This window comes from Aeribacillus composti (assembly GCF_031760945.1).
GTDB lineage: Bacteria > Bacillota > Bacilli > Bacillales > Aeribacillaceae > Aeribacillus > Aeribacillus composti.
In genome coordinates, this window is the sequence record NZ_CP134501.1 from 2,799,646 (window position 1) to 2,821,300 (window position 21,655).

Below are 21,655 nucleotides of genomic sequence, written 5' to 3' on the forward strand. Positions count from 1 at the left end.
ATAAACTCTTTCATCTTATGTGAAAGCTGATATAATATAATTGTTCGCTAGAAAGAGGGGAAACGATTGAAAGAACTGTCATATCACGATCAATTAAAAGAATTAGAAGAAATAACCTTACATCCTTTTAGCGTTTTGCTGCTTCGCGACTATTTACTTCCTGAACTTCTAGGAAAAGAGCATCATTCCATTTTGTATTGGGCAGGCAAACAGCTAGCTCGAAAAATTCAATTATCTACGTTAGAAGAACTTATATCTTTTTTTTCATCAGCCGGATGGGGCGATCTTCATATTATTCGCCAGAAAAAAAACGAAATGGAATTTGAATTAACAGGCCAATTGATCGAAAAAAGGATGAAGCTTTTCAAAGATTTATCCTTCCAACTAGAAGCAGGATTTATCGCGCAGCAAATCGAATGTATGAACGGTGTCGTCACAGAAGCGTATGAACAGATAAACAAACGCTTAAACAAAGTTATTTTCATTGTAAAATGGGATGAAAAAGATAAAATTTAACAGAATGAAAGGGCAGTAGGAGGATTTAAAAGCTTCCTCCTATTTGTTTTATTACATCGCTATTCGCTGAAATATTGTAAAATGTTTTGTGCTGTTTTTTCAGGCATTCCTGCCTGTTTTAGCTCTTCAAGCGATGCCTTTTTAATATTTTCAACGGAACCGAACGATTTTAACAGTTGTTTTTTACGCTTAGGTCCTATGCCGGGGATTTCATCTAATACAGACTTAAACGTATTCTTTTGGCGGACTTGTCGATGAAACGTAATGGCAAAGCGGTGCACTTCATCTTGAATGCGCTGAAGCAAATAAAATTCTTGGCTGCTTCTTGACAATTGAACAGCAGCTTCCCGGTTGCCGAGAAGCAAATCGCTCGTTTTGTGCTTGTCATCTTTCACAAGCCCGGCAACAGGAACGTCAAGTCCCAGTTCGTTTTCTAATACATCCATAGCTGCTTGTACCTGTCCTTTTCCTCCATCAACAATAATAAGGTCCGGCAACGGCAGCTCCTCCTTCAGCACTCTAGTATATCGCCTGCGAATTACTTCCCTCATCGATTCATAATCATCAGGCCCGCTGACTGTTTTTATTTTAAACTTTCGATACTCTTTTCTCGCAGGTTTTCCATCTATGAAAACAACCATAGCCGAAACAGCGTCCGCGCCTTGAATATTGGAATTGTCAAAAGCTTCAATCCGATGTGGTGTAGGAATATTCAACTGCTTTCCTAAATTTTCAATTGCTTTGATCGTCCTTTCTTCATCTCGTTCAATGAGTGAAAACTTCTCTTTTAACGAAATTTTTGCATTTTGATAAGCTAGCTGTACGAGATCTTTCTTTTTTCCTTTCTTTGGTTTGCTGACCTGTACTTGTACTAAAGCTCGAACCATTTCCTCATTGACATCTTCCGGAATGACTATTTCTTTCGGAAGAAAATGGTCGTTCTTTGCGTAAAATTGACCAATAAATGTTAAAAATTCCTCCTCTGGCTCTTGGTACAGAGGGAAAATGGACACATCCCGTTCTATCAGTTTTCCTTGCCTGATAAAAAATACTTGGACGCACATCCATCCTTTATCGTAATAATAAGCAAATACATCGCGATCAATAAAATCATTGAGAACCATTTTTTGCTTTTCCATTGTTGCTTCGATATGCGCGATTTGGTCCCGATATTCTTTTGCCCTTTCAAATTCAAGATTTTCTGCACATTTCAGCATTTTTTCTGTTAATTCTTTTTTGATCTCCTTATATCCGCCATTTAAAAAACGGATGATGCTTTCCACCATTTGTTTGTTCGTTTCTTCGGAAACTTCGTGAACACAAGGCGCAAGACACTGGCCCATATGATAATAGATGCAAACCCGGTCTGGAAGCGAATTGCATTTTCTCAAAGGATACATGCGGTCAAGCAGCTTTTTTGTCTCTCTCGCAGCTTGGACGTTTGCATACGGTCCAAAGTATTTTCCCTTATCTTTTTTTACTTTTCGTGTGACGATCAGCCGCGGATGGCGCTCGGAAGTAATTTTAATATACGGATAGCTTTTATCATCTTTTAGATTGACATTGTATTTCGGTTCATGTTTTTTAATTAAATTCATTTCTAATAGAAGCGCCTCAATATTCGAGGATGTTACGATATATTCAAAATCGGCAATTTCTTGAACGAGTCTTAACGTTTTTCCGTCATGTGATCCAGTAAAGTAGGAACGAACCCGGTTTTTCAATACTTTTGCCTTTCCAACATAAATGACGGTTCCGTTTTTGTCCTTCATTAAATAACAGCCAGGCTTATTCGGAAGAAGCGAAAGTTTTTCTTTTAAATGCTCATACATCGGTAAAACACTCCAACTTATTCTAATCTGTGCTGGATTTATTCAGCCGTTTTCATTTAAAAGCAAGAAGGCGCTCCAAAAGGTAACTTTCGAGAGCGCCTCTTTTTATATTTTATATTACAAATGTTTGTTAAGCAATTGCGCTAAAGCTTCTTTCGGCTGGTAACCGATCGCTTTATCCACTGCTTCACCATTTTTAAAGACGATTAACGTCGGAATGCTCATGACTCCGTATTGACCGGCAGTTTCTTGATTTTCATCCACGTTAAGCTTAACAATTTTTACTTTGTCACCAAGTTCTTGATCCAATTCTTCAAGGACTGGGGCAATCATTTTACATGGACCGCACCAAGGCGCCCAGAAATCTGCCAATACTACACCCTCGCTTGTTTCTTGGGAAAAATTCTGGTCAGTAACGTTTACAATTGCCATCTTAATTCCTCCTAATTCACTTTTTCTATGTGAAGTATACCATGTTCTTTCGCTTGAAGCGAATGTTTTGATCTGCAACTATTTTTTCATATTTTTTGTATTTTATGTACGTCGTGACCCGTCTCCACTTATACTAGGAGGAATGGATTTGTTCAAAAAAATACGAGTCCATTCAGGACACGTTAAGAGGAATGGATTTTTAATTTTTTAAATTCTTCCGTAAGCATTGGCACAACTTCAAATAAATCTCCGACAATACCGTAGTCTGCGACGTTGAAAATGTTCGCTTCCGGATCTTTATTGATTGCAACAATTACTTTAGAATTCGACATTCCCGCTAAATGCTGAATGGCTCCAGAAATTCCGCAGGCAATATATAAATCCGGTGTAACGACTTTTCCCGTTTGTCCGATTTGCAGCGAGTAGTCACAATAGTTTGCATCACAGGCACCGCGTGACGCCCCTACTGCTCCTCCGAGCACAGATGCCAACTCTTTTAGCGGTTCAAACCCTTCTGCACTTTTTACCCCTCTCCCTCCGGCAACGATCACCTTTGCTTCAGATAAGTCAACGCCTTCCGCTGCATTTTGGACAACCTCACGCACGATCGTGCGCAGATCTTTTATTTCTACCGATATGGAAGCAACTTCTCCGCTCCTTGATTCATTTTTTTCGAGAGGTGGAATATTGTTCGGACGAACGGTCGCAAAAATAATCCCATCCGTAATGATTTTTTTCTCAAAAGCTTTTCCTGAATAGATCGGTCTTGTGAAAACAACGTTACCGCCCACTATTTCTACAGCGGTAGCATCAGAAATAAGACCTGCGTTTAATTTAGCCGCTATTTTTGGAGATAAATCTTTGCCTAATGCCGTATGTCCGAAAATAATAGCGTCAGGCTTTTCACTGTCAATGATCGCCATGACAGCTTGTGAATACCCGTCCGGACTATAATATTTCAATTTTTCATCTTCCACGATGACAACCCTATCCGCTCCATAATAAATCATGTCATTTGCAAGCGTTCTAACGTTCTCTCCAATTAATCCGGCGACCACCTCTCCGCCTTCGGATATTATCTTGCCGGCTGCAAGCGCTTCAAATGATACGTTCCTTAAAAATTGATCCCTTATTTCTCCCAATACGAACACTTTTCGAGCCATTTTTTCATCCCCCTGCTATATTCGTCTCCACTAAATAACTTTTGCTTCTGATCTCAATAAAGAAACAAGTTCCTTCACTTGATCCTGCAGTTCCCCTTGCAATATTTTTCCTGCTTCTTTTTTAGGCGGCAAATAAATTTCTAACGTTTTTGTTTTCGGCATGACATCTTCTTCTTCAAGATCTAAATCATCGAGCTCCAACTCTTCAAGCGGTTTTTTCTTTGCCTTCATAATTCCCGGCAAAGACGGGTATCTCGGTTCGTTTAAACCTTGTTGGGCAGTTACTAAAAGAGGGAGTGTTGTTTCAATGATTTCCGAATCCCCTTCAACATCTCTCACAATTTTCACGTTTTTTCCATCTATTTCAATATTTGTGATCGTTGTGACATACGGAATGTCAAGAAGCTCCGCCAAACGGGGGCCTACTTGGCCAGATCCTCCGTCAATGGCAACGTTTCCAGCTAATATAATGTCCGCTTCTTTATCCTTCAAAAATTCATATAGAATTTTTGCTGTTGTAAATTGATCTCCATCTTCCAAATCTTCCTCAATATTTATTAAGACAGCTTTATCGCATCCCATCGCAAGAGCCGTTCTCAGCTCTTTTTCGCTTTCTTCTGATCCTACTGTAACAACAGTTACTTCTCCGCCATGAGCCTCCTTAAGCTGCAGCGCTTCTTCAATGGCATATTCATCATAAGGGTTTATGATGAATTCTGCATCATCCTCGGAGATTGATCCGTTTTCAATTAAAATTTTTTCTTCTGTGTCAAAAGTTCTTTTCATAAGGACAAAAATATTCACTTTTCCCATCCCCTTTTTAAAAATTGATCATTCTCTTTTTATGAATGATTGCTTTTAAATCCGTTGATTAACAGCTCAGGAATTTTTTCTGCAATTGCGAGGAGATCGTATTTTTGATCTTTCATTACCCACGTTGTCGCCGTTTCGTCCATCGTCCCAAAAATCATTTGTCTTGCCAGCCTTAAATCCAAATCTTGTCGAAACTCTCCCGTTTTTTTTCCGAATTCGATCACTTCGTCTATTACTTTCAAATATTCTTTAAAAATTTCATTTATGCGCCGGCGCAATTCTTTGTTTACTTGCCGTAATTCCAATTGAAGAACCACTGCCAAATTCCGATCATGAACTAGCATTTGAAAATGCTTTTCGATCAGCGCAAACAATTTTTCTGCAGCAGTCTGCTTTGCATCAATGCTTTTTTTCACTTCAGCGATATGATTCATCAATCTTTCTCGAAAAAGGGAGATTAAAATATCCTCCTTGTTTTTAAAATACAAATAAATCGTTCCATCTGCTACGCCCGCCTGTTTGGCAATTTTCGAAACCTGAGCGGAATGATAGCCGTTCTCCGCAATGACGACAATAGCTGCATCAATGATTTGTTTATATTTTGCCTTTTTTTCTTTCAACGTGTATCTTCCCTTCAAAAATGAATGAATGGTCATTCATTTATATGATATTTAGATTAAGCCTTTTTGTCAAGCATTGAGGGAAGTTTTTATTCTCGTTCAAAACCGATAGATGTCCGTTTTATATTTTTCTTTCTTCCTCTACTAGTTTTCTTCTTAAAATTTTTCCTACTGCTGTTTTCGGAAGCTCGTCGCGAAATTCGTATTTTTTCGGCACTTTGTACGGGGCAAGATGTTTTCGGGCGAATTGGTCAAGCTCTTGCTCTGTAAGCTGTGCTCCTCCCTTTGGTACAACATAAGCTTTCACGGTCTCGCCTCTGTAAGGATCCGGAACACCTGCAACGACAACCTCTTTAACCTTTTCATTAGCATACAACACTTCTTCTATCTCGCGGGGATAAATATTGTACCCGCCAGCAATAATCATATCTTTTTTACGATCGACAATATAAAAGAATCCGTCTTCATCCATATAGCCGATATCTCCTGTAAAAAGCCATCCGTCTTTGAAAACCGCTTCCGTTTCCTCTCGGTTGTTCCAGTAGCCTTTCATCACCTGCGGTCCTTTTACAATAAGCTCACCGAATTCGTTGACATCTGCAAATCCTTCTTTTTCAGCCGAATAAATGGCTGCATGCGTATTGGGCCAAGGGATGCCAATGCTTCCCTTTTTCTTGACATCTGAATAAAATAAGTTTGCATGCGTAACGGGAGAAGCTTCCGAGAGCCCATATCCTTCAACAAGCTTCCCGCCTGTTTCTTTTTCAAAGCGCTCCTGAATTTCTACCGGAAGAGGAGCCGAACCGCTGATACAATATTTAACCGAGGACAAGTCGTATTTTCGCAAATCTTTATGATTTAAAAGAGCAACATAAATCGTTGGCACTCCTGGAAAAAGCGTTGGCTTTTCTTTTTCAATCGCTTTCAAAATTTCGGTTGAATCAAATTTAGGGATTAAAATCATTTTAAAACCTTCCATGATCGATAAATTCATTACAGTCGTCATGCCATATACGTGAAAAAAAGGCAAAACTCCTAGTATGGACTCTTCTCCTTTCCTGCATTTATACATCCAGGCAGCACACATTTTCGTATTGGAAATTAAGTTTTCATGCGTCAACATCACCCCTTTAGGCGTCCCTGTCGTCCCTCCTGTATATTGCAAAAGGGCAATATCTTCTTTCGGATCAATATTTACTGTCAATTCTTTAGCAGGCGATGTTTTTAAGATCTCTGTCCATACATGAACACCATTTGCTGCGTTTACCTTTATTAAAAGATTTTGCTCCTTCTTTTGAATGAGCGGGTATAGAAGATTTTTTGGGAAAGGCAAATACTCTTGGATCTTTGTTATTATGATATGTTTGATATTTGTGAGAGATTTCAATTTCGAGGCTTTTGGATAGAAAAGATCTAATGTAATGAGATGTGTAGCACTGCTGTCATTCAACTGGTACTCCAGCTCTGATTCTGTATAAAGAGGGTTCAATTGAACGACTATTCCGCCTGCCTCCAGAACTGCATAATAAGCAATAACTGCCTGTGGACAGTTTGGAAGCATAATCGCTGCCCGATCCCCTTTTTCAAACCCTGTTTGCTCCAAATAATTAGCCAATTGAAGCATCTGTTCGTATAGCTTGCGGTACGTAATGTTCTTTCCAAGAAATGAAACGGCTGTATGATTCGGAAACTGATTAGCCGTATCTTGAAAATATTTGGAAAGCGGCTTATTCTCCCAAGAGATATTATGCGGAATTTCCGAGGGATAAAAATTGAGCCAAGGTTTTTGACATTCCATTTATCTCCTCTCCTTTGAAAAATAATGATGATTTTATTTCATTATATCAAAATAAAATTCAGAAATATAATTATTTTTAGAATTTTAAATAGGAAAAAGCGGAGACCTTTTCTTTTCTCCGCTTTTTCAAGCAAAAAACACCATATAAATAATACCGATCGCAATAAACAGACCGCACAAACCAAATAAAATTTTAGCCAGCGTTTCCATGTTCCCCTCTCCTAATTTGTAATTCCTGCTCCGATTACAAAGGACAAGCCTATGGATATGACCATTGAGATAAAGCCAACTGCACGGTTATCCTTTTGAATTTCATCATCAATATTAAATTTAGGAGTCAGAAATTCAAAAATAAAATATCCGATTAAGAGCAAGGCAAATCCGTAAAAGCCCCAGCCAATCATTTCAAAAAGACCGTCATGCTGTTCAATTGAGAAGCGGAAAACGTTTGAAATCCCGAAAATTTTGCCGCCTGTTGCCATTGCAACAGCCACATTGCCTTTTTGGATTTCTTCCCAGTTTTTATATTTCGTCACCAATTCAAAAATGACTAAAAATAAAACCCCGCACAATATGACAACACTATAATTAGCAGCAGTTTGAACATATACGTTTTCCCAAAACAGATTCATGTTTACTCTCCTTAAAGAAAAGTTTATTTGAACTCCACAATCGTAACACCTGTTCCGCCTTCATTTGCTTCACCGAAACGGACGTTTTTAACAGCGCGGTGGTTTTGCAAAAATTCCCGCACCCCTTTTCTTAAAGCGCCCGTCCCTTTGCCATGAATAATGTGCGCCCGCGGATATCCTGCGAGAAGACAATCGTCAATATATTTTTCAAGACGGATGAGCGCATCTTCATATCGCTCTCCCCGCAAATCAAGTTCTAATGAAACATGAAAATCCTTCCCTTTTACTGTTGCGAGCGTTTTTTCTCCCTCTTGTTTCGGGCTGCCAATATATTCAAGATCTTCTTCTTTTACTTTCATTTTCAATATTCCAATTTGTACAAGCCATTCACTTTCATTTGCTTTTTCAAGCAGATGTCCTTTTTGATTTAAGTTGATCACTTTTACCTCATCGCCGGGGCGCAGCTGCTTTTTGCTTTTTTGTTTTTCAGATTTTTGTTCAGTATTTATAAATTCAGGCGCTGCATATTCAAGCCGCTTTTTTGCTTCTATTAATTCATGCTCTTTAATAGCTGAACTGTGCTCTTTTTGCATGTTTTTCAATTTTTGAATAATCTGATCTGCTTCTTTTTGCGCTTCTTCCAGCCTTTTTTTCACCATTTCCTCAGCTTCTTGATATAGGCGGTCTTTCTGCTTATTAAATTCAATGATTTGTTCTTGTAGTTCTTTATGAAGTTTTTCTGCTTCTTTCAGCGTTTTTTCAGCTTCCATCCAATCCTCTTCAGCACGTTTTTTGCTTTCCTCAAGGGAGGCAATCATTGCATCCGTTTTGGATCTGTCAGCGCTCATGAACGATTTGGCGCGCTCAATAATTTCTTTGCTCAATCCAAGCCTTTTTGATATTTCAAACGCATTGCTTCGGCCAGGTACACCGATCAACAATTTATACGTCGGCGATAATGTGTCGACATCAAACTCAACGCTTGCATTGATCACGCCCTTACGGTTAAATCCGTATGCTTTCAATTCGGGATAGTGGGTGGTTGCAACAACTTGCGCTCCTCTGTTTAAAGCTTCATCCAAAATTGCAATGGCTAGAGCAGCACCTTCTCCAGGATCTGTACCTGCCCCAAGTTCATCAAATAGTACGAGTGAGCGATCATTAAGTTCCTGTAAAATTTTGACGATGTTCACCATATGAGAAGAAAATGTACTCAAATTTTGTTCAATTGACTGTTCATCCCCAATATCTGCGTAAACTGCCTCAAATACCGGCATTGTAGATCCTTCTTCAGCAGGGATTTGCAGACCTGATTGCGCCATTAGTGCGAGCAGTCCAATTGTCTTCAGCGTCACCGTCTTACCGCCGGTGTTTGGACCGGTAATGACAATCGATTGAAAATCTTCCCCAAGTTCAATTGTATTTGGCACAACGGTTTCAGGGTCAATAAGAGGATGGCGGGCTTTATATAGCTTCATAATGCCACGATCATTTATATTTGGCTTTGTAGCCTTTAATTTTTTAGCATACAATGCCTTGGCAAACATAAAATCGATTTCACCCATTACAGTGATATTATGAATGATTCCCTTGCTTATGTCAGCAACCATTTTCGACAATTCCGTTAAGATCCGTTCAATTTCGCGCCTTTCCTTAATCCGCGCTTCATTTAAAGAGTTGTTCGCTTCTACGATAGCCTGCGGCTCAATAAACAGAGTTGCTCCTGAGGAAGATTGATCATGGACGATTCCTCCGTAAACTCCTCTATATTCTTGTTTGACAGGAATGCAATAGCGGTCATTTCGAATCGTAATAATGGCATCCGAAAGATTTTTTTGTGCAGATGGGGAGCGAATGATCGATTCCAGCTTTTCGCGAATACGAGCCTCCAGTGTACGGATTTGACCTCTTATCGCTTTTAATTTATCGCTCGCATCATCAACAATTTCCCCGTCATCGCGTATGCAACGTTGAATTTCTTTTTCTTCTTTTAAATAAATTCCGATTTCGCTGACCAATTGTTCTAAATGAGGAAGTGAAACCTCCTCTTCTTGAGTCAACTTTTCAATAAATTGCTTCATTTGTCTTGAAGCATATAACACGGCAGAAACAGCCACAAGCTCTTGCGGACCTAAAGTTCCGCCTATTTGCGCACGCTTTACACTCGGCCGTATGTCGCTTAATCCTCCGAAAGGGGCAGAGCCTTTCAATCGGAGCACTGTTAGTGCTTCATCTGTCTGCTCCTGCCTCTTCAGTACTTCGTTGATGTCTCCTGATGGCATAAGCTTTAACGCTTTCTCTTTTCCTAAAGAAGAAGAAGCATGCTCTTTCAGCAGTTCCCTTATTTTATTAAATTCCAAAACATGTAACACTCGTTCCTGCAACTTCTCAAAACCTCCTGACAGTTGAATGGTCAGTCTTTCCTTTTTAAAAATTGCTTTAATTGTTCAACATCCCACGTATTCACAACGTCATCCGGCTGAATGAAAGCTTTTCGCGCATACGCAACCCCTATCTCCATATGTTCTAGCATGTTTATGCTGTGGGCATCTGTATTAATCACAACCTTTACACCGTATTCCTTCGCTTTCTTCAAATGTTCTACACATAAGTCAAGCCTGTTCGGATTTGCGTTCAATTCTAAAATAGTATCTGTTTCCTTTGCAAGTTCTAAAAGCATTTCTATATCAACATCGTATCCTTCTCTTCGCCCAATTAACCTTCCAGTCGGATGAGCGATAATATCAACATGGTAATTATATAGGGCTGCTTTCAGCCTTTTCATAATTACACTCTGCGGCTGGGAAAAGTTCGAATGGATCGATGCAATAACTATATCTAGCTCTTTTAGACAATCGTCGTCATAATCAAGTGTACCGTCCGGCAAAATATCCATCTCGATTCCTCTGAAAATCGTAAAATCAGAATATTGTTCATTCAACATGTCAATTTCTTCTTTTTGTTCTTTCAGCTGCTCAGGAGTCAAGCCGTTGGCTACTTTTAAAAATTGCGAGTGATCTGTAATCGCGATGTACTTGTAGCCTTTTCTTTTAGCAGCCTCAGCCATTTCCTTGATTGAATGAGCGCCGTCGCTCCATGTTGAATGCATATGGAGATCTCCCTTTATTTCCTCGAGCGAAATAAGATTTCCTTTGTATTTTTCCACTTCCTCCCCATCTTCCCGAACCTCTGGCGGAATGTAGGGAAGCTGAAAGTGTGCATACAGCTCTTTTTCTGACTCAAATGTGAGCACTTCTCCGGTTTCTATTATTTCTACGCCGTATTCGCTTATTTTTTCTCCTCTTTCCTTCGCTAGCTGGCGCATTTTTACATTATGCTCTTTTGAGCCTGTAAAATGGTGCAAAGCCGAAATGAATTCCTTTGGGTGCACGATGCGAAAATCGACCTGAACCTTGACATCAAACTTGAGTTCAATCGATATTTTCGTATCGCCTTTCGCAATGATTTCAGTTATATTCGGCATTGTTAAAATGTAATCTCGCACAGCTTCTTTATTTTCCGCCGCAATAATAAAGTCAAGGTCTTTTATCGTTTCTTTCATTCTTCTTAAGCTTCCTGCGCGAGAAAAGCGAACTATTCCGTTTCCTTGTCCTTTTTCTAAAAATTTCTCTATTTTTTCTGCAATCGGCAGCATATAAGCAAGAGGCAGTCGGCCCGGTTTTTTATTCATTTCATCGATCGCAGCCAATATTTTTTCTTCCGTTACTTTTCCAAAACCTTGTAAACTTTGCACTTTATGTTCTTCACAGGCTTTTTTTAAAGAATCGATGTCCACAACACCTAAATCCTTGTACAATTTTGCAATCTTCTTTCCGCCCAGCCCTGGCAATTGAAGAAGAGGGATTAACCCTTCAGGAACTTCCTTTTGCAAGGTTTGCAGCGTTTTTGACTCGCCGGTTTTTATGAATTCTTCGATGACTGCACTCGTTCCTTTCCCAATCCCACTGATTAAAGTAAAATCGTGGATGTCTGATAGGCTTCTCGCATCCCTTTCAAGGGCATTGGCAGCTTTATAAAACGCGGAGATTTTAAAAGGGTTTTCGCCTTTTAACTCCATATATACCGCAATTTTCTTTAACAGGCTGACAACATCCTTTTTGTGAACCGTCATGTTTTACGTCACCTCTTGAATCTTAAACAATATAAAAATCACCTGCTATTGAACTATTTAATAGAAACAGAGAAGGACGATGGGGGTCTAAATAAAGATGTTTCCATCGTCCCTTTACGTCTAACTTCCTTTACCGAAATAGCCGATCCAAAGATCGTGAATTTTATCAGATAAGACAGGGGTATGATTGACAATTAAATCAGCCAGCAGCGATTTATCGATAAGATTTTGAATTTGCTCGGCTGGAATGAGCGCTGCCAAAAAAAGCAGAATGAATAAAATGAGGTAAGTTTCCGCAAAACCTAAAACCGCACCCAGCAAGCGGTTGATTTGCTTAAGTATTGGAAGCATCGCAACAAAATCAAACATAGATCCGATGATGTGAAGCGCTATTTTTGATCCGATAAACAAAAGCACGAATGCAACTCCGCGATAGTAAGCTTCCTCCAAATGGCCCCCTGTCAATATAGATAGAGCAGCATTTGAATCTCCTATATTTGGATACGGTACCCATAATTCCAGTTTAGGAGCAAGATCGTCAAAATATGTTTTGGCAATTATGAAAGACACTATAACACTTGATAAATAAACTACTTGGAGAATAAATCCCCTTTTAAGGCCAGTGAGCAATCCGAATACTAAGAAAAATAAAATGATCAAGTCAAGCATTTTAAATTTCAATCCTTTTCCTGAAGTTGCTTTTCTAGTTCTTCAAATTTCTCCTTTAATTTGAGATAATCATGAACAGCATTTACCGCAGTTAGTACTGCCAGCTTGTTTAAATCTAGAGATGGGTTTTTTTGACTGATTTCCCGCATTTTTTCGTCAACAATTGAAGCGACAAGCTTCATATGATTTACGCTCTCATTTCCAACAATCGAATACTGCTGTCCATATATATAAACAGTCGCTTTATTTTTAGGTTGATCAGACAAAGCGAATCCTCCATCCTCTATGAAAAAATATCACAAAATGATTCAAAATCCTAATCATAATCATAACATGTTTGTCGAAAAGATGGAAAGAAGAACAAAAGAAAGGGTACAATAATATAGCATCCATTTTAGGAAAGCGAGGCGTTTTTTATTGTCCAATATCGTCATAAAAGTTGATCATGGGGGAATTCAAACTTTGAAAGATTTTTATAATCCTTTCATTATAGACAGAACCCCCCCAGGTGCCGTCTTTTCTGCCAAATTGACAAACTGTACGATCACTGCTTACAAGTCGGGAAAAGTGCTTTTTCAAGGATCTGCCGCTCAGCAGGAAGCAAACAGATGGGAAAAAATAGCAAAAACAGCCCCTTCTCAAACAGAGGATGAGCTTCAACAGCTTCAACAGATGTCAGTCATCGGCTCTGATGAAGCAGGAACGGGGGATTATTTTGGACCGATCACGGTTGCTGCAGTATTTGTCCCTAAAGAAAAAAGAAAACTGGTTCAGCAGCTTGGAGTAAAAGATTCAAAGGCTTTGACAGACAAACAAGTTTTTTCAATCGCCAACACTTTAATAGAGAAAGTTCCGTACAGCCTCTTAATTTTGCGCAATGAAAAATACAATCAATTGCAAAAATCTGGAATGAACCAAGGGAAATTGAAAGCTATCCTTCATAATCAAGCGATTCATCATTTACTCAAGAAAATTTCTCCTGATAAACCAGAAGCTGTGTTAATCGATCAGTTTGCAGAGCCGAATGTTTACTTTCAATATCTTAAAGACCGGGATGTTCCGTTTAAAGACATAACCATCTTTAAACCGAAGGCGGAGCATATACACATATCTGTCGCTGCAGCATCCATTATCGCAAGATATGCTTTTTTAAAAGAATTAAACAGCTTATCCAACGCAGCCGGATTTTATTTACCAAAAGGAGCCAGCCATACTGTTGATGAAGCTGCTGCCAAATTAATAAAGGAAAAAGGGAAAAACACACTTGGCAAAATGGCAAAGCTTCATTTTGCCAACACCGAAAAAGCTTTGAATCTATTGAATTGAAATGACGAATCCGGAAATCTTATTTTCTGAGGTTAGCAGGACCAATTTATGATTTCAATAAAAATGAAGGTGCTATCTGCACCTTCATTTGTTAGCTGGAATTATTTTAGGGATTTATCGTCCTGCGTTAGCTGCGAAGAACTGCTGAAAATTTTTCCTCTACCGCCTTAATTACTTTTTCATGAGCTTTTGCTGCTTCCTCATCCGTCAATGTTCGTTCAGGATCGTAGTAGCGGAGTGAAAATGCGATCGATTTTTTCCCTGCTCCCAAACGTTCTCCTTCATACACATCGAAAATGGAAATCTCTTTTAACAGTTTTCCGCCCGCTTCCCGGATCGTTTCTTGAAGCTCGCCAGCATGCACATGCTGATCAACGACTAAGGCGATATCCCTTGTAATAGATGGGAACCTTGGAATCGGCGTATATATGACTGGCTTAGCTTCATATTGAATGAGATCGGCTAGCTTCAGCTCAAAAACATATGTTTCATCTAAATCATACTCTTTTTCAACTTCCGGATTTAATTCGCCGACAAATCCGATGAATGATCCGTTTAAATAAATATCTGCCGTTCTGCCGGGATGCAGCCCTTCACGTTTTGCCTGTTTATACTCAATTTCATCCAACAGTCCAAGCAGATCAAATAAACCGTTTAAAATTCCTTTCACAACATAAAAATCAACTTTTGTTTTTTCCCCTTGCCATGGGTGATAAACGTAGTGACCCGTCATGACGCCTGATAAACGTTCTTTTTCCAAAGGCTTTTCTAAAGCATCGTCCGAAATGAAAACAGAACTAATTTCATAAAGATGAATATCATCGATTTGCCGCGCTTTGTTATATTTTACAGACTCAAGCAAATGAGGAAGCAGGCTTAAACGCAAAACACTCCGCTCTTCACTCATCGGCAATGCTAATTGAGTAAAGCTTGACGTCTCCAGCGTAAATTGTCCCGCCTTTTCTTTGCTCGTTAATGAATATGTGATCGCTTGATAAAGCCCGGCGCCTTCCAAAAATCTTCGCACTTTTCTTCTTTTCAATTGATAGTCTGTTAATGCTCCGGATGTTGAAGATCCTTCAGGCAATGTTGACGGAATATAGTCATATCCGTAAAGGCGGGCTACTTCTTCAATTAAATCTTCTTCAATCGCAATATCGCCTCTTCTTGTCGGAACGGTTACTGTAAAAAGACCGTTTTCTTCAACGGTTTCAAATTGCAAGCGGTCAAAAATTTCTTTTATTTCATCTACTGCAATGTTTGTCCCTAAAACGTTGTTAATTTTCTCAGCGGAAATGGTGATCACTTTTTTCTCGATTGAAAAATCATGAAATTCTGCTTCACCTTCTAAAACAGTTCCGGAGGCGTATTTTGCGATCAATTGTGCTGCCCGCTCTGCTGCAGCTTTTACCCTGTTCGGGTCAACTCCCTTTTCAAATCTCAAGCTCGCTTCACTTCTAAGTCCGAAATCCTTCGACGCTTTTCGGACAACACTGCCTTTAAAATAGGCGGCCTCAAGCAAAACGGTCGTCGTATCGTCTCTTACTTCAGAATCGGCCCCTCCCATTACACCAGCTAATGCAACAGGTACTTTGCCATTTGTGATCACAAGGTGATCGCTTGTAAGCTTTCGTTCTTGATCATCAAGGGTCACGATCGTCTCTCCGTCATGTGCGCGGCGAACGAGTATTTCCTTTGATCCGAACCGGTCATAGTCAAACGCATGAAGCGGCTGGCCGTATTCTAATAAACAATAGTTTGTAATATCGACGACGTTGTTATGCGGTCTGATTCCGGCTTTTATTAAGCGCATTTGCATCCATAAAGGGGAAGGGGCAATTTTGACATTTTTAATAATTTTAGCTATATAGAATGGATTATCTTCTTTTGCTTCAACATTCACAGTAATATAATCAGTTGCTTTTTCTTCGGCAGCCTCATAATGAACTTCCGGCTTTCGAACCTCTTTCTTTAAAATTGCTGCAACTTCATAGGCAACACCGATCATGCTTAAACAGTCAGAACGGTTTGGTGTAAGACCTAATTCAAGTACATAATCGTCCATAAACAGCTGTTCAATCGCATTTTTTCCAACTTCAGCATCACTAGGGAAAACAAAAATGCCGTCAGAAAACTCTTTTGGGACAAGCTTTCCTTCAATGCCCAGCTCTTGCAAAGAACAAATCATACCGTTAGATTCTTCACCGCGCAGCTTTGCCCGTTTAATTTTGAAATTGCCCGGCAAAACCGCACCAACTTTGGCTACCGGCACTTTTTGACCTTTTTCAACGTTTTGGGCGCCGCATATAATTTGCACTGGTTCTCCTTCACCGATGTCAACTAAACATTTGCTTAATTTTTCTGCATTTGGATGCTGTTCTTTTTCAAGCACCTGTCCAACTACAACATCTTTTATTCCTTCATTAACAGCTTGAACATTTTCAACTTCAATGCCGCTCTTCGTTATTTTTTCAGCCAGCTCCTCAGGGGAAATGTCTAGATCAACATATTCAGAGAGCCATTTGTATGAAACGAACATGAGAAAACCTCCTTTTAAGCTTGTTTAAACTGTTTCAAAAAACGCACATCGTTTGTATAAAAATGACGAATATCATCAATTCCATATTTCAACATGGCAATCCGTTCCGGTCCCATTCCAAATGCAAAACCACGGTATTTTTTCGAATCGAATCCCGCCATTTCCAAAACGTTTGGATGAACCATCCCTGCTCCTAAAATTTCAATCCAGCCTGTTCCTTTGCATACATGACAGCCTTTCATGGAGCATTTAAAACAGGATACATCGACTTCCACCGACGGTTCAGTAAACGGGAAAAAGCTCGGACGCAGACGAATTTGCCTGTCTTCACCGAACAGTTTTTTCGCAAACACTTCGAGCGTTCCTTTTAAATCGCTCATGCGAATGTTTTCATCCACAACGAGCCCTTCAATTTGCGTAAATTGATGGGAGTGCGTTGCATCATCTGTATCACGTCTGTATACTTTCCCTGGACAAATGATTTTTACAGGACCTTTCCCTTTATATTTTTCTAACGTTCTCGCCTGAACTGGAGATGTGTGTGTGCGCAGCAAAATTTCATCAGTTATGTAAAAGGAATCTTGCATATCCCTTGCCGGATGGCCTTTCGGCAAATTGAGCGCTTCAAAATTGTAATAATCTGTTTCAACTTCTGGACCTTCCTCTACTGTGTATCCCATGCCGATAAACAAATCTTCAATTTCTTCAATGACCGCTTGGAGAGGATGATGGTTTCCTGTTCGAACCGGTCTGCCTGGAAGGGTAACGTCAATCGTTTCTTGCTGTAATTTTTTCTCGATTTCTGCTTTTTCGAGTTGTTCTTGCTTACTTGTTATTTCCCCGGCAATCACTTCCCGAATTTCATTTGCTAACGCACCTATTTTCGGCCGTTCTTCTTTCGAAAGCTTTCCCATTCCGCGAAGAACTTCGGTAATCGGTCCTTTTTTTCCAAGATATTGAACGCGAATATTTTGCAATTGTTTTAAATCCGTTGCTTCCCGTACCTTTTGCAACGCTTCATCGCGAAGCTTTGTTAATTCTTCCTGCATGTAAATTCCTCCTTTTTTAAAATAAATAAAAAAACCCATCCCAAAAAAGGGACGAGTTGAATTTCGCGGTACCACCCTTATTAACAAAGAAAGAATCTTTGTTCACTTCATTATCATAACGGCACAGCCGGAGCGCCTTTACATGCTTCCGCATGGTCCTGGCGTCAACTCTGGAGGTGAATTCGTTTGCCTCTACCATAAAAATGCTTCCAGTCTACGGCATTTTCTCCCTAAATGGCGACCTGCAAACTACTCTTCTCCGTCATCGTTATTCCTTTATTCAATTGCTTTTAATTATAAAAAAAAGAAATTAAAGGCGCAACACTATTTGCGAAGATGGTACATGAAAATAGCTGAAGCAACGGCAACATTTAATGACTCCGCTTTTCCATAAATCGGAATGTGTAAATTTTGATCCGTCATATCCAGCAGCTCTTTTGAGACCCCATTTCCCTCATTTCCTACAAGGAGGGCAAATGTTTCAGATGGAGGGATCTCTTTATAGAAAACAGCATTTTTTGTTGAAGTTCCAAATACAGGAATTTTCTCTTCCTTCAATTTGTTTATAATCTGTTTTAATGACGAATTGACCACAGGCAAATGAAAAATTGATCCTTGTGTCGCCCGGATCGTTTTACTATTGTACAAATCAACCGTCCCGTCACCTAAAATCACAACATCCATTCCAGCCGCATCTGCAGTACGAATGATCGTACCGAGATTTCCTGGGTCTTGAACCGCATCTATTAACAGCCATTTTTTGGCGTTCAAATCGATTTCCCACCTAAGCTGCTTACAAACAGCCATGACACCTTGCGGGGAATCCGTTTCAGACAGAAGCGAAAACACCTCTTTGGAAACAATCGTTGTCGGAATAGTACCTTCGAAAAAATGATTTGGCAGCTTCGCTCCGTCTAAAACAATTAACTCTTGAACAATTGATTTGTATTTGAGAGCTTCCTCGATTAAATGCAAGCCTTCAATTAAAAACAGCCCGCGCTCTTCCCGTTTTTTTCTTGATTGCAGCTTTTTCCATTCTTTTACTCTTTCATTTTTAGTTGACGCAATCCGTTTCAATGATGGTGTCTCCTTCAACTGATAGTTCATTTCATATACATATTATAGAAAACAAAAGAAAAAATAAAGAAGAATGAAGAAAAACGAGGTGAAGGATATGAATTTTGATTTGCGCAATGCAGTCATTGCCAACATATCGCAAAATTCAAAAGACGAGCTGAGAGAAACGATCGTTGATGCCATCAATAGCAAGGAAGAAAAAATGCTTCCAGGGTTAGGCGTGTTATTTGAAATTATCTGGAACCATTCAAGTCAGCGTGATCAGCAGGAAATGGTTGAAACACTTGAACAAGGATTAAAAGAGACTGGAGCTGGGAAATAACCAGCTCCTGCTTTTTAGTTGTACGTAATGTTTTCAACCGTTTTTTTGTCGAGGCGTTTAATGACTTCTGTCAATAATTGAACCGTATGTTCAAAGTCTTCGCGATGAATCATCGCAGCGTGTGTATGAATGTAGCGCGTTGCAATCGTAATGGAAAGCGTTGGAACACCATTTCCTGTTAAATGAATCGATCCGGAGTCTGTACCGCCACCCGGCATAGCATCATACTGATATGGAATGCCGCATTCTTCAGCGACCCCTACGACAAAATCGCGAAGCCCTTTATGGGAGACCATAGAAGCATCATATAAAATAATTTGCGGACCTTTCCCCATTTTTCCCATCGCTTCTTTTTCGGAAATGCCTGGAGTGTCGCCGGCTATTCCGACGTCTACGCCGAAAGCAATATCAGGCTCAATATAATGGGCTGATGTGCGGGCTCCTCTTAATCCTACTTCCTCCTGAACGGTTCCTACACCGTAAACGACGTTCGGATGGTTTACCCCTTTCAGCTTTTTCAAAACTTCGATCGCTATTGCACAACCGATGCGGTTATCCCAAGCTTTCGCCAAAAGGATTTTATCATTTTTCATAACGGTGAACTCAAAATAAGGCACAATTTGGTCGCCGGGACGAACACCAAATTCCATCGCTTCTTCTCGGCTGCTGGCGCCAATATCAATAAACATGTCTTTGATCTCTACAGGCTTTTTTCGTGCTTCTGCCGGCAAAATATGCGGCGGCTTGGAACCGATGATGCCGGTCACATCTCCTTTTTGGGTGACAATCGTCACTCTTTGTGCGAGCATAACTTGATTCCACCAGCCACCAACAGGCTGAAAGCGAATGAACCCTTTATCATCAATTTGCGTAACCATAAAGCCGACCTCATCAAGATGGCCCGCGATCATAATTTTGGGTCCGCCTGATTCTCCTTCTTTTTTGGCAATTAAACTGCCGAGTCCATCCGTTTGGATATCATCCGCATAATCTTTTATGTACCCTCTCATTACTTCTCTGACTTCCCGTTCATTGCCGGCGATGCCTTTCGCGTCTGTTAAATCTTTTAACATTTTCAATGTTTCATCCCATTTCTCCACACTGAAACCTCCTTTAATTTATATTCTTCATTTTTTCCAAACGGAATTGTTAATATCCTTGATTTTGTCTAGCATGATTGACTTCATTTTTCGCCATGTATGCTGAAATAATATCTTCCTCTGAAAAGCCCAGCGCAGAGCCGAGTGTAACATAGTCGTTAAATAAATCGATATACGCTTGGACAGACAAATATTCATTGAATTTTGCCGTTTTTTGATAAACGTTTAAAAAAAGATCGGTCAGGCTTTTATCGATTTTTCTTGCTTTCATTTCCGGCAGTTTTTCAATATACAATTCATGGCCGATCGACAATAAAAAATGAAGGCCGTCTACATACTCTTCCAAAATAACCTCTCTGTCGGAAGGCGGCTTAACGCTCCAAAATTTAAAGCAGCGCGTTTCATTAGCCAATTCGCCAATTTCAACAAGCAAGGCTAAAACTTTTCTCTCGATCAGCCTTTCTTCCTCCAAACCGTGTTTCTTTTCAATTTTTTCATCCAATTCTTTTTGCATTTTATATAACTGTTCAAAATCCATTTTCTCAACCCCTAAAATATATCTAAAAAAATTATAGCAAATGTGATCATTAATGAAACCCCTTCAATTCCTTTTTCGTAATGTATATGTATGAATATGACCTTCGGGGAGGTTTAAAGTAAATGATTGTCATCCTTCTTCGTCTTTTCATAATTGCTGCGATTATTTTCCTAATTTATTCATTCATTAAATATTTATTGAACCCGAAGCGAAAGTTAGAATTGGCTCATGAGCAAAAAAAATTTTTCTTTCTTGATGATAAAGAAAATGTCCACAAAAATTTTTTGTTAACGCATAAAGGAGTTTTATTTGAAGGGGAAAAATATTTAGGCACGACTGAAACTTCTTTTGAAGTTATCTCCGTTTTTATTTGGACATCTACTCCAAATAAGTTAAGGGGGTTTACAAAAGAAGATTTTCAATTTATAGAATCGAAAATAAAAGAAGCATATCCTTACGCCAAAATCGACTGGAAAAGTCCAATTAAAGAGTTTTTGAATCGGAACGAATCGGAATTCCCGACACTATCTTAAGACAGCAAAAAAGAAAGAGCAGCTTGACATTCCCGTTCAAAATTGACAGCGTTAAAAGACTATGCGGTTCATGACTGGACGATCATGGTGTCGCTTTTTTGATCAATCTATGCAACATTTCTGATTTAAAAAGAAAATAAGCATTCTGAAGGCAGTTCCCATTGCGGGAGCTGCTGTTAGCTTCCATTTCTATTTTTATCCCATTACCTTTTCTCTTCCTCTATGAAATTTTGTAAAACAGCTCGGTAATTGATTATAATTTTTCGAAGTCTCCTTTTTAATTGGGTTTGGTCACTTTCATTATAAAACAGAGTGCTTCGTAAATGCTTTTTTCATTTTGATGATATTCTTGATCCCAACATTTAGTATAGAACCTAAATTTTTTGCATCGGCCTAAAAAACCCTTGAACTTTTGACTTTTTTCACTGTTGAGAAACGTAAAGCCATAATCGTTTACCTTTTCAGCCATATAAAAATCCCCTCCAAATAGAAGTGCAGCATCCGCGAGTCATTGCGCAGATTTTTTACACGTCTACTTAAAGGGGATCAATTATGTGCTGTTCA

General features: G+C 39.4%; 21 protein-coding genes and 1 other annotated feature. Of the genes, 4 read left to right on the forward strand and 17 right to left on the reverse strand.

Features of this window, described 5'->3' with window-relative positions:
• The first annotated feature begins 66 nt into the window (after positions 1-66).
• Complete coding sequence (locus tag RI196_RS13640) at positions 67-516, forward strand: YslB family protein (RefSeq protein ID WP_232515579.1); 450 nt, start codon at positions 67-69, stop codon at positions 514-516.
• 59 nt (positions 517-575) lie between these two features.
• Here RI196_RS13640 and uvrC read toward each other — a convergent pair whose 3' ends face one another.
• The 11 genes from uvrC to zapA form a co-directional block, all read right to left on the reverse strand.
• The gene (gene uvrC / locus RI196_RS13645; RefSeq protein WP_094246311.1) at positions 576-2,348 is read right to left on the reverse strand and encodes an excinuclease ABC subunit UvrC; all 1,773 of its coding nucleotides are present in this window, start codon (positions 2,346-2,348) and stop codon (positions 576-578) included.
• Positions 2,349-2,465: 117 nt separating this feature from the next.
• Positions 2,466-2,780, reverse strand: coding sequence for a thioredoxin (gene trxA / locus RI196_RS13650; protein WP_063387440.1), 315 nt, complete (start codon positions 2,778-2,780; stop codon positions 2,466-2,468).
• 182 nt (positions 2,781-2,962) lie between these two features.
• Positions 2,963-3,943 (reverse strand): electron transfer flavoprotein subunit alpha/FixB family protein, encoded by a 981-nt coding sequence (locus RI196_RS13655; protein WP_063387439.1) that lies wholly within the window; start codon positions 3,941-3,943, stop codon positions 2,963-2,965.
• A 30-nt stretch (positions 3,944-3,973) separates the two neighbouring features.
• Positions 3,974-4,747: an electron transfer flavoprotein subunit beta/FixA family protein gene (locus RI196_RS13660; RefSeq protein ID WP_063387438.1), complete on the reverse strand. Its 774-nt coding sequence runs from the start codon at positions 4,745-4,747 to the stop codon at positions 3,974-3,976.
• Between the two features lie 38 nt (positions 4,748-4,785).
• Positions 4,786-5,376, reverse strand: coding sequence for a fatty acid metabolism transcriptional regulator FadR (gene fadR / locus RI196_RS13665; protein WP_063387437.1), 591 nt, complete (start codon positions 5,374-5,376; stop codon positions 4,786-4,788).
• A 121-nt stretch (positions 5,377-5,497) separates the two neighbouring features.
• The gene (locus RI196_RS13670) at positions 5,498-7,174 is read right to left on the reverse strand and encodes a long-chain-fatty-acid--CoA ligase (protein ID WP_094246314.1); all 1,677 of its coding nucleotides are present in this window, start codon (positions 7,172-7,174) and stop codon (positions 5,498-5,500) included.
• 221 nt (positions 7,175-7,395) lie between these two features.
• Positions 7,396-7,806 (reverse strand): DUF350 domain-containing protein, encoded by a 411-nt coding sequence (locus RI196_RS13675; RefSeq protein ID WP_063387435.1) that lies wholly within the window; start codon positions 7,804-7,806, stop codon positions 7,396-7,398.
• A gap of 23 nt (positions 7,807-7,829) precedes the next feature.
• The gene (locus tag RI196_RS13680; RefSeq protein ID WP_130156116.1) at positions 7,830-10,190 is read right to left on the reverse strand and encodes an endonuclease MutS2; all 2,361 of its coding nucleotides are present in this window, start codon (positions 10,188-10,190) and stop codon (positions 7,830-7,832) included.
• Between the two features lie 29 nt (positions 10,191-10,219).
• Positions 10,220-11,938 (reverse strand): DNA polymerase/3'-5' exonuclease PolX, encoded by a 1,719-nt coding sequence (gene polX, locus RI196_RS13685; protein WP_311066370.1) that lies wholly within the window; start codon positions 11,936-11,938, stop codon positions 10,220-10,222.
• 120 nt (positions 11,939-12,058) lie between these two features.
• Positions 12,059-12,607 (reverse strand): CvpA family protein, encoded by a 549-nt coding sequence (locus tag RI196_RS13690; protein ID WP_311066371.1) that lies wholly within the window; start codon positions 12,605-12,607, stop codon positions 12,059-12,061.
• An 8-nt stretch (positions 12,608-12,615) separates the two neighbouring features.
• On the reverse strand, positions 12,616-12,873 hold the full coding sequence (gene zapA / locus RI196_RS13695; protein ID WP_063387431.1) for a cell division protein ZapA: 258 nt from the start codon (positions 12,871-12,873) through the stop codon (positions 12,616-12,618).
• 151 nt (positions 12,874-13,024) lie between these two features.
• On the opposite strand from zapA, the gene rnhC reads away from it, so the two are divergent.
• Positions 13,025-13,933, forward strand: coding sequence for a ribonuclease HIII (gene rnhC / locus RI196_RS13700; RefSeq protein WP_340881880.1), 909 nt, complete (start codon positions 13,025-13,027; stop codon positions 13,931-13,933).
• Positions 13,934-14,060: 127 nt separating this feature from the next.
• Here the strand turns inward: rnhC and pheT are convergent, their stop codons facing one another.
• The 3 genes from pheT to RI196_RS13715 form a co-directional block, all read right to left on the reverse strand.
• On the reverse strand, positions 14,061-16,472 hold the full coding sequence (pheT, locus tag RI196_RS13705; RefSeq protein ID WP_311066373.1) for a phenylalanine--tRNA ligase subunit beta: 2,412 nt from the start codon (positions 16,470-16,472) through the stop codon (positions 14,061-14,063).
• A 14-nt stretch (positions 16,473-16,486) separates the two neighbouring features.
• Positions 16,487-17,521, reverse strand: a complete 1,035-nt coding sequence (gene pheS, locus RI196_RS13710; RefSeq protein ID WP_063387428.1) for a phenylalanine--tRNA ligase subunit alpha — start codon at positions 17,519-17,521, stop codon at positions 16,487-16,489.
• 44 nt (positions 17,522-17,565) lie between these two features.
• Positions 17,566-17,796 (reverse strand) — a binding site (T-box leader).
• 49 nt (positions 17,797-17,845) lie between these two features.
• The gene (locus RI196_RS13715; protein WP_375338756.1) at positions 17,846-18,628 is read right to left on the reverse strand and encodes a TrmH family RNA methyltransferase; all 783 of its coding nucleotides are present in this window, start codon (positions 18,626-18,628) and stop codon (positions 17,846-17,848) included.
• A gap of 67 nt (positions 18,629-18,695) precedes the next feature.
• Between RI196_RS13715 and sspI the strand changes: the two genes are divergently transcribed.
• Positions 18,696-18,920, forward strand: coding sequence for a small acid-soluble spore protein SspI (gene sspI, locus RI196_RS13720; protein WP_063387425.1), 225 nt, complete (start codon positions 18,696-18,698; stop codon positions 18,918-18,920).
• Positions 18,921-18,934: 14 nt separating this feature from the next.
• Here sspI and RI196_RS13725 read toward each other — a convergent pair whose 3' ends face one another.
• Positions 18,935-20,020: a M42 family metallopeptidase gene (locus tag RI196_RS13725; protein ID WP_063387424.1), complete on the reverse strand. Its 1,086-nt coding sequence runs from the start codon at positions 20,018-20,020 to the stop codon at positions 18,935-18,937.
• 49 nt (positions 20,021-20,069) lie between these two features.
• Entirely contained in the window at positions 20,070-20,558 is a 489-nt protein-coding gene (locus RI196_RS13730; protein ID WP_311066374.1) for a dUTP diphosphatase, read from the reverse strand.
• Positions 20,559-20,680: 122 nt separating this feature from the next.
• Here RI196_RS13730 and RI196_RS13735 point away from each other — a divergent pair, with 122 nt between their 5' ends.
• A complete protein-coding gene (locus RI196_RS13735) occupies positions 20,681-21,091 on the forward strand; it encodes a hypothetical protein (protein WP_063387422.1) in 411 nt (136 codons plus the stop codon).
• 277 nt (positions 21,092-21,368) lie between these two features.
• On the opposite strand, the gene RI196_RS13740 is transcribed toward RI196_RS13735, so the two are convergent.
• Positions 21,369-21,560 (reverse strand): hypothetical protein, encoded by a 192-nt coding sequence (locus RI196_RS13740; RefSeq protein ID WP_130156128.1) that lies wholly within the window; start codon positions 21,558-21,560, stop codon positions 21,369-21,371.
• Positions 21,561-21,655 lie beyond the last annotated feature (95 nt).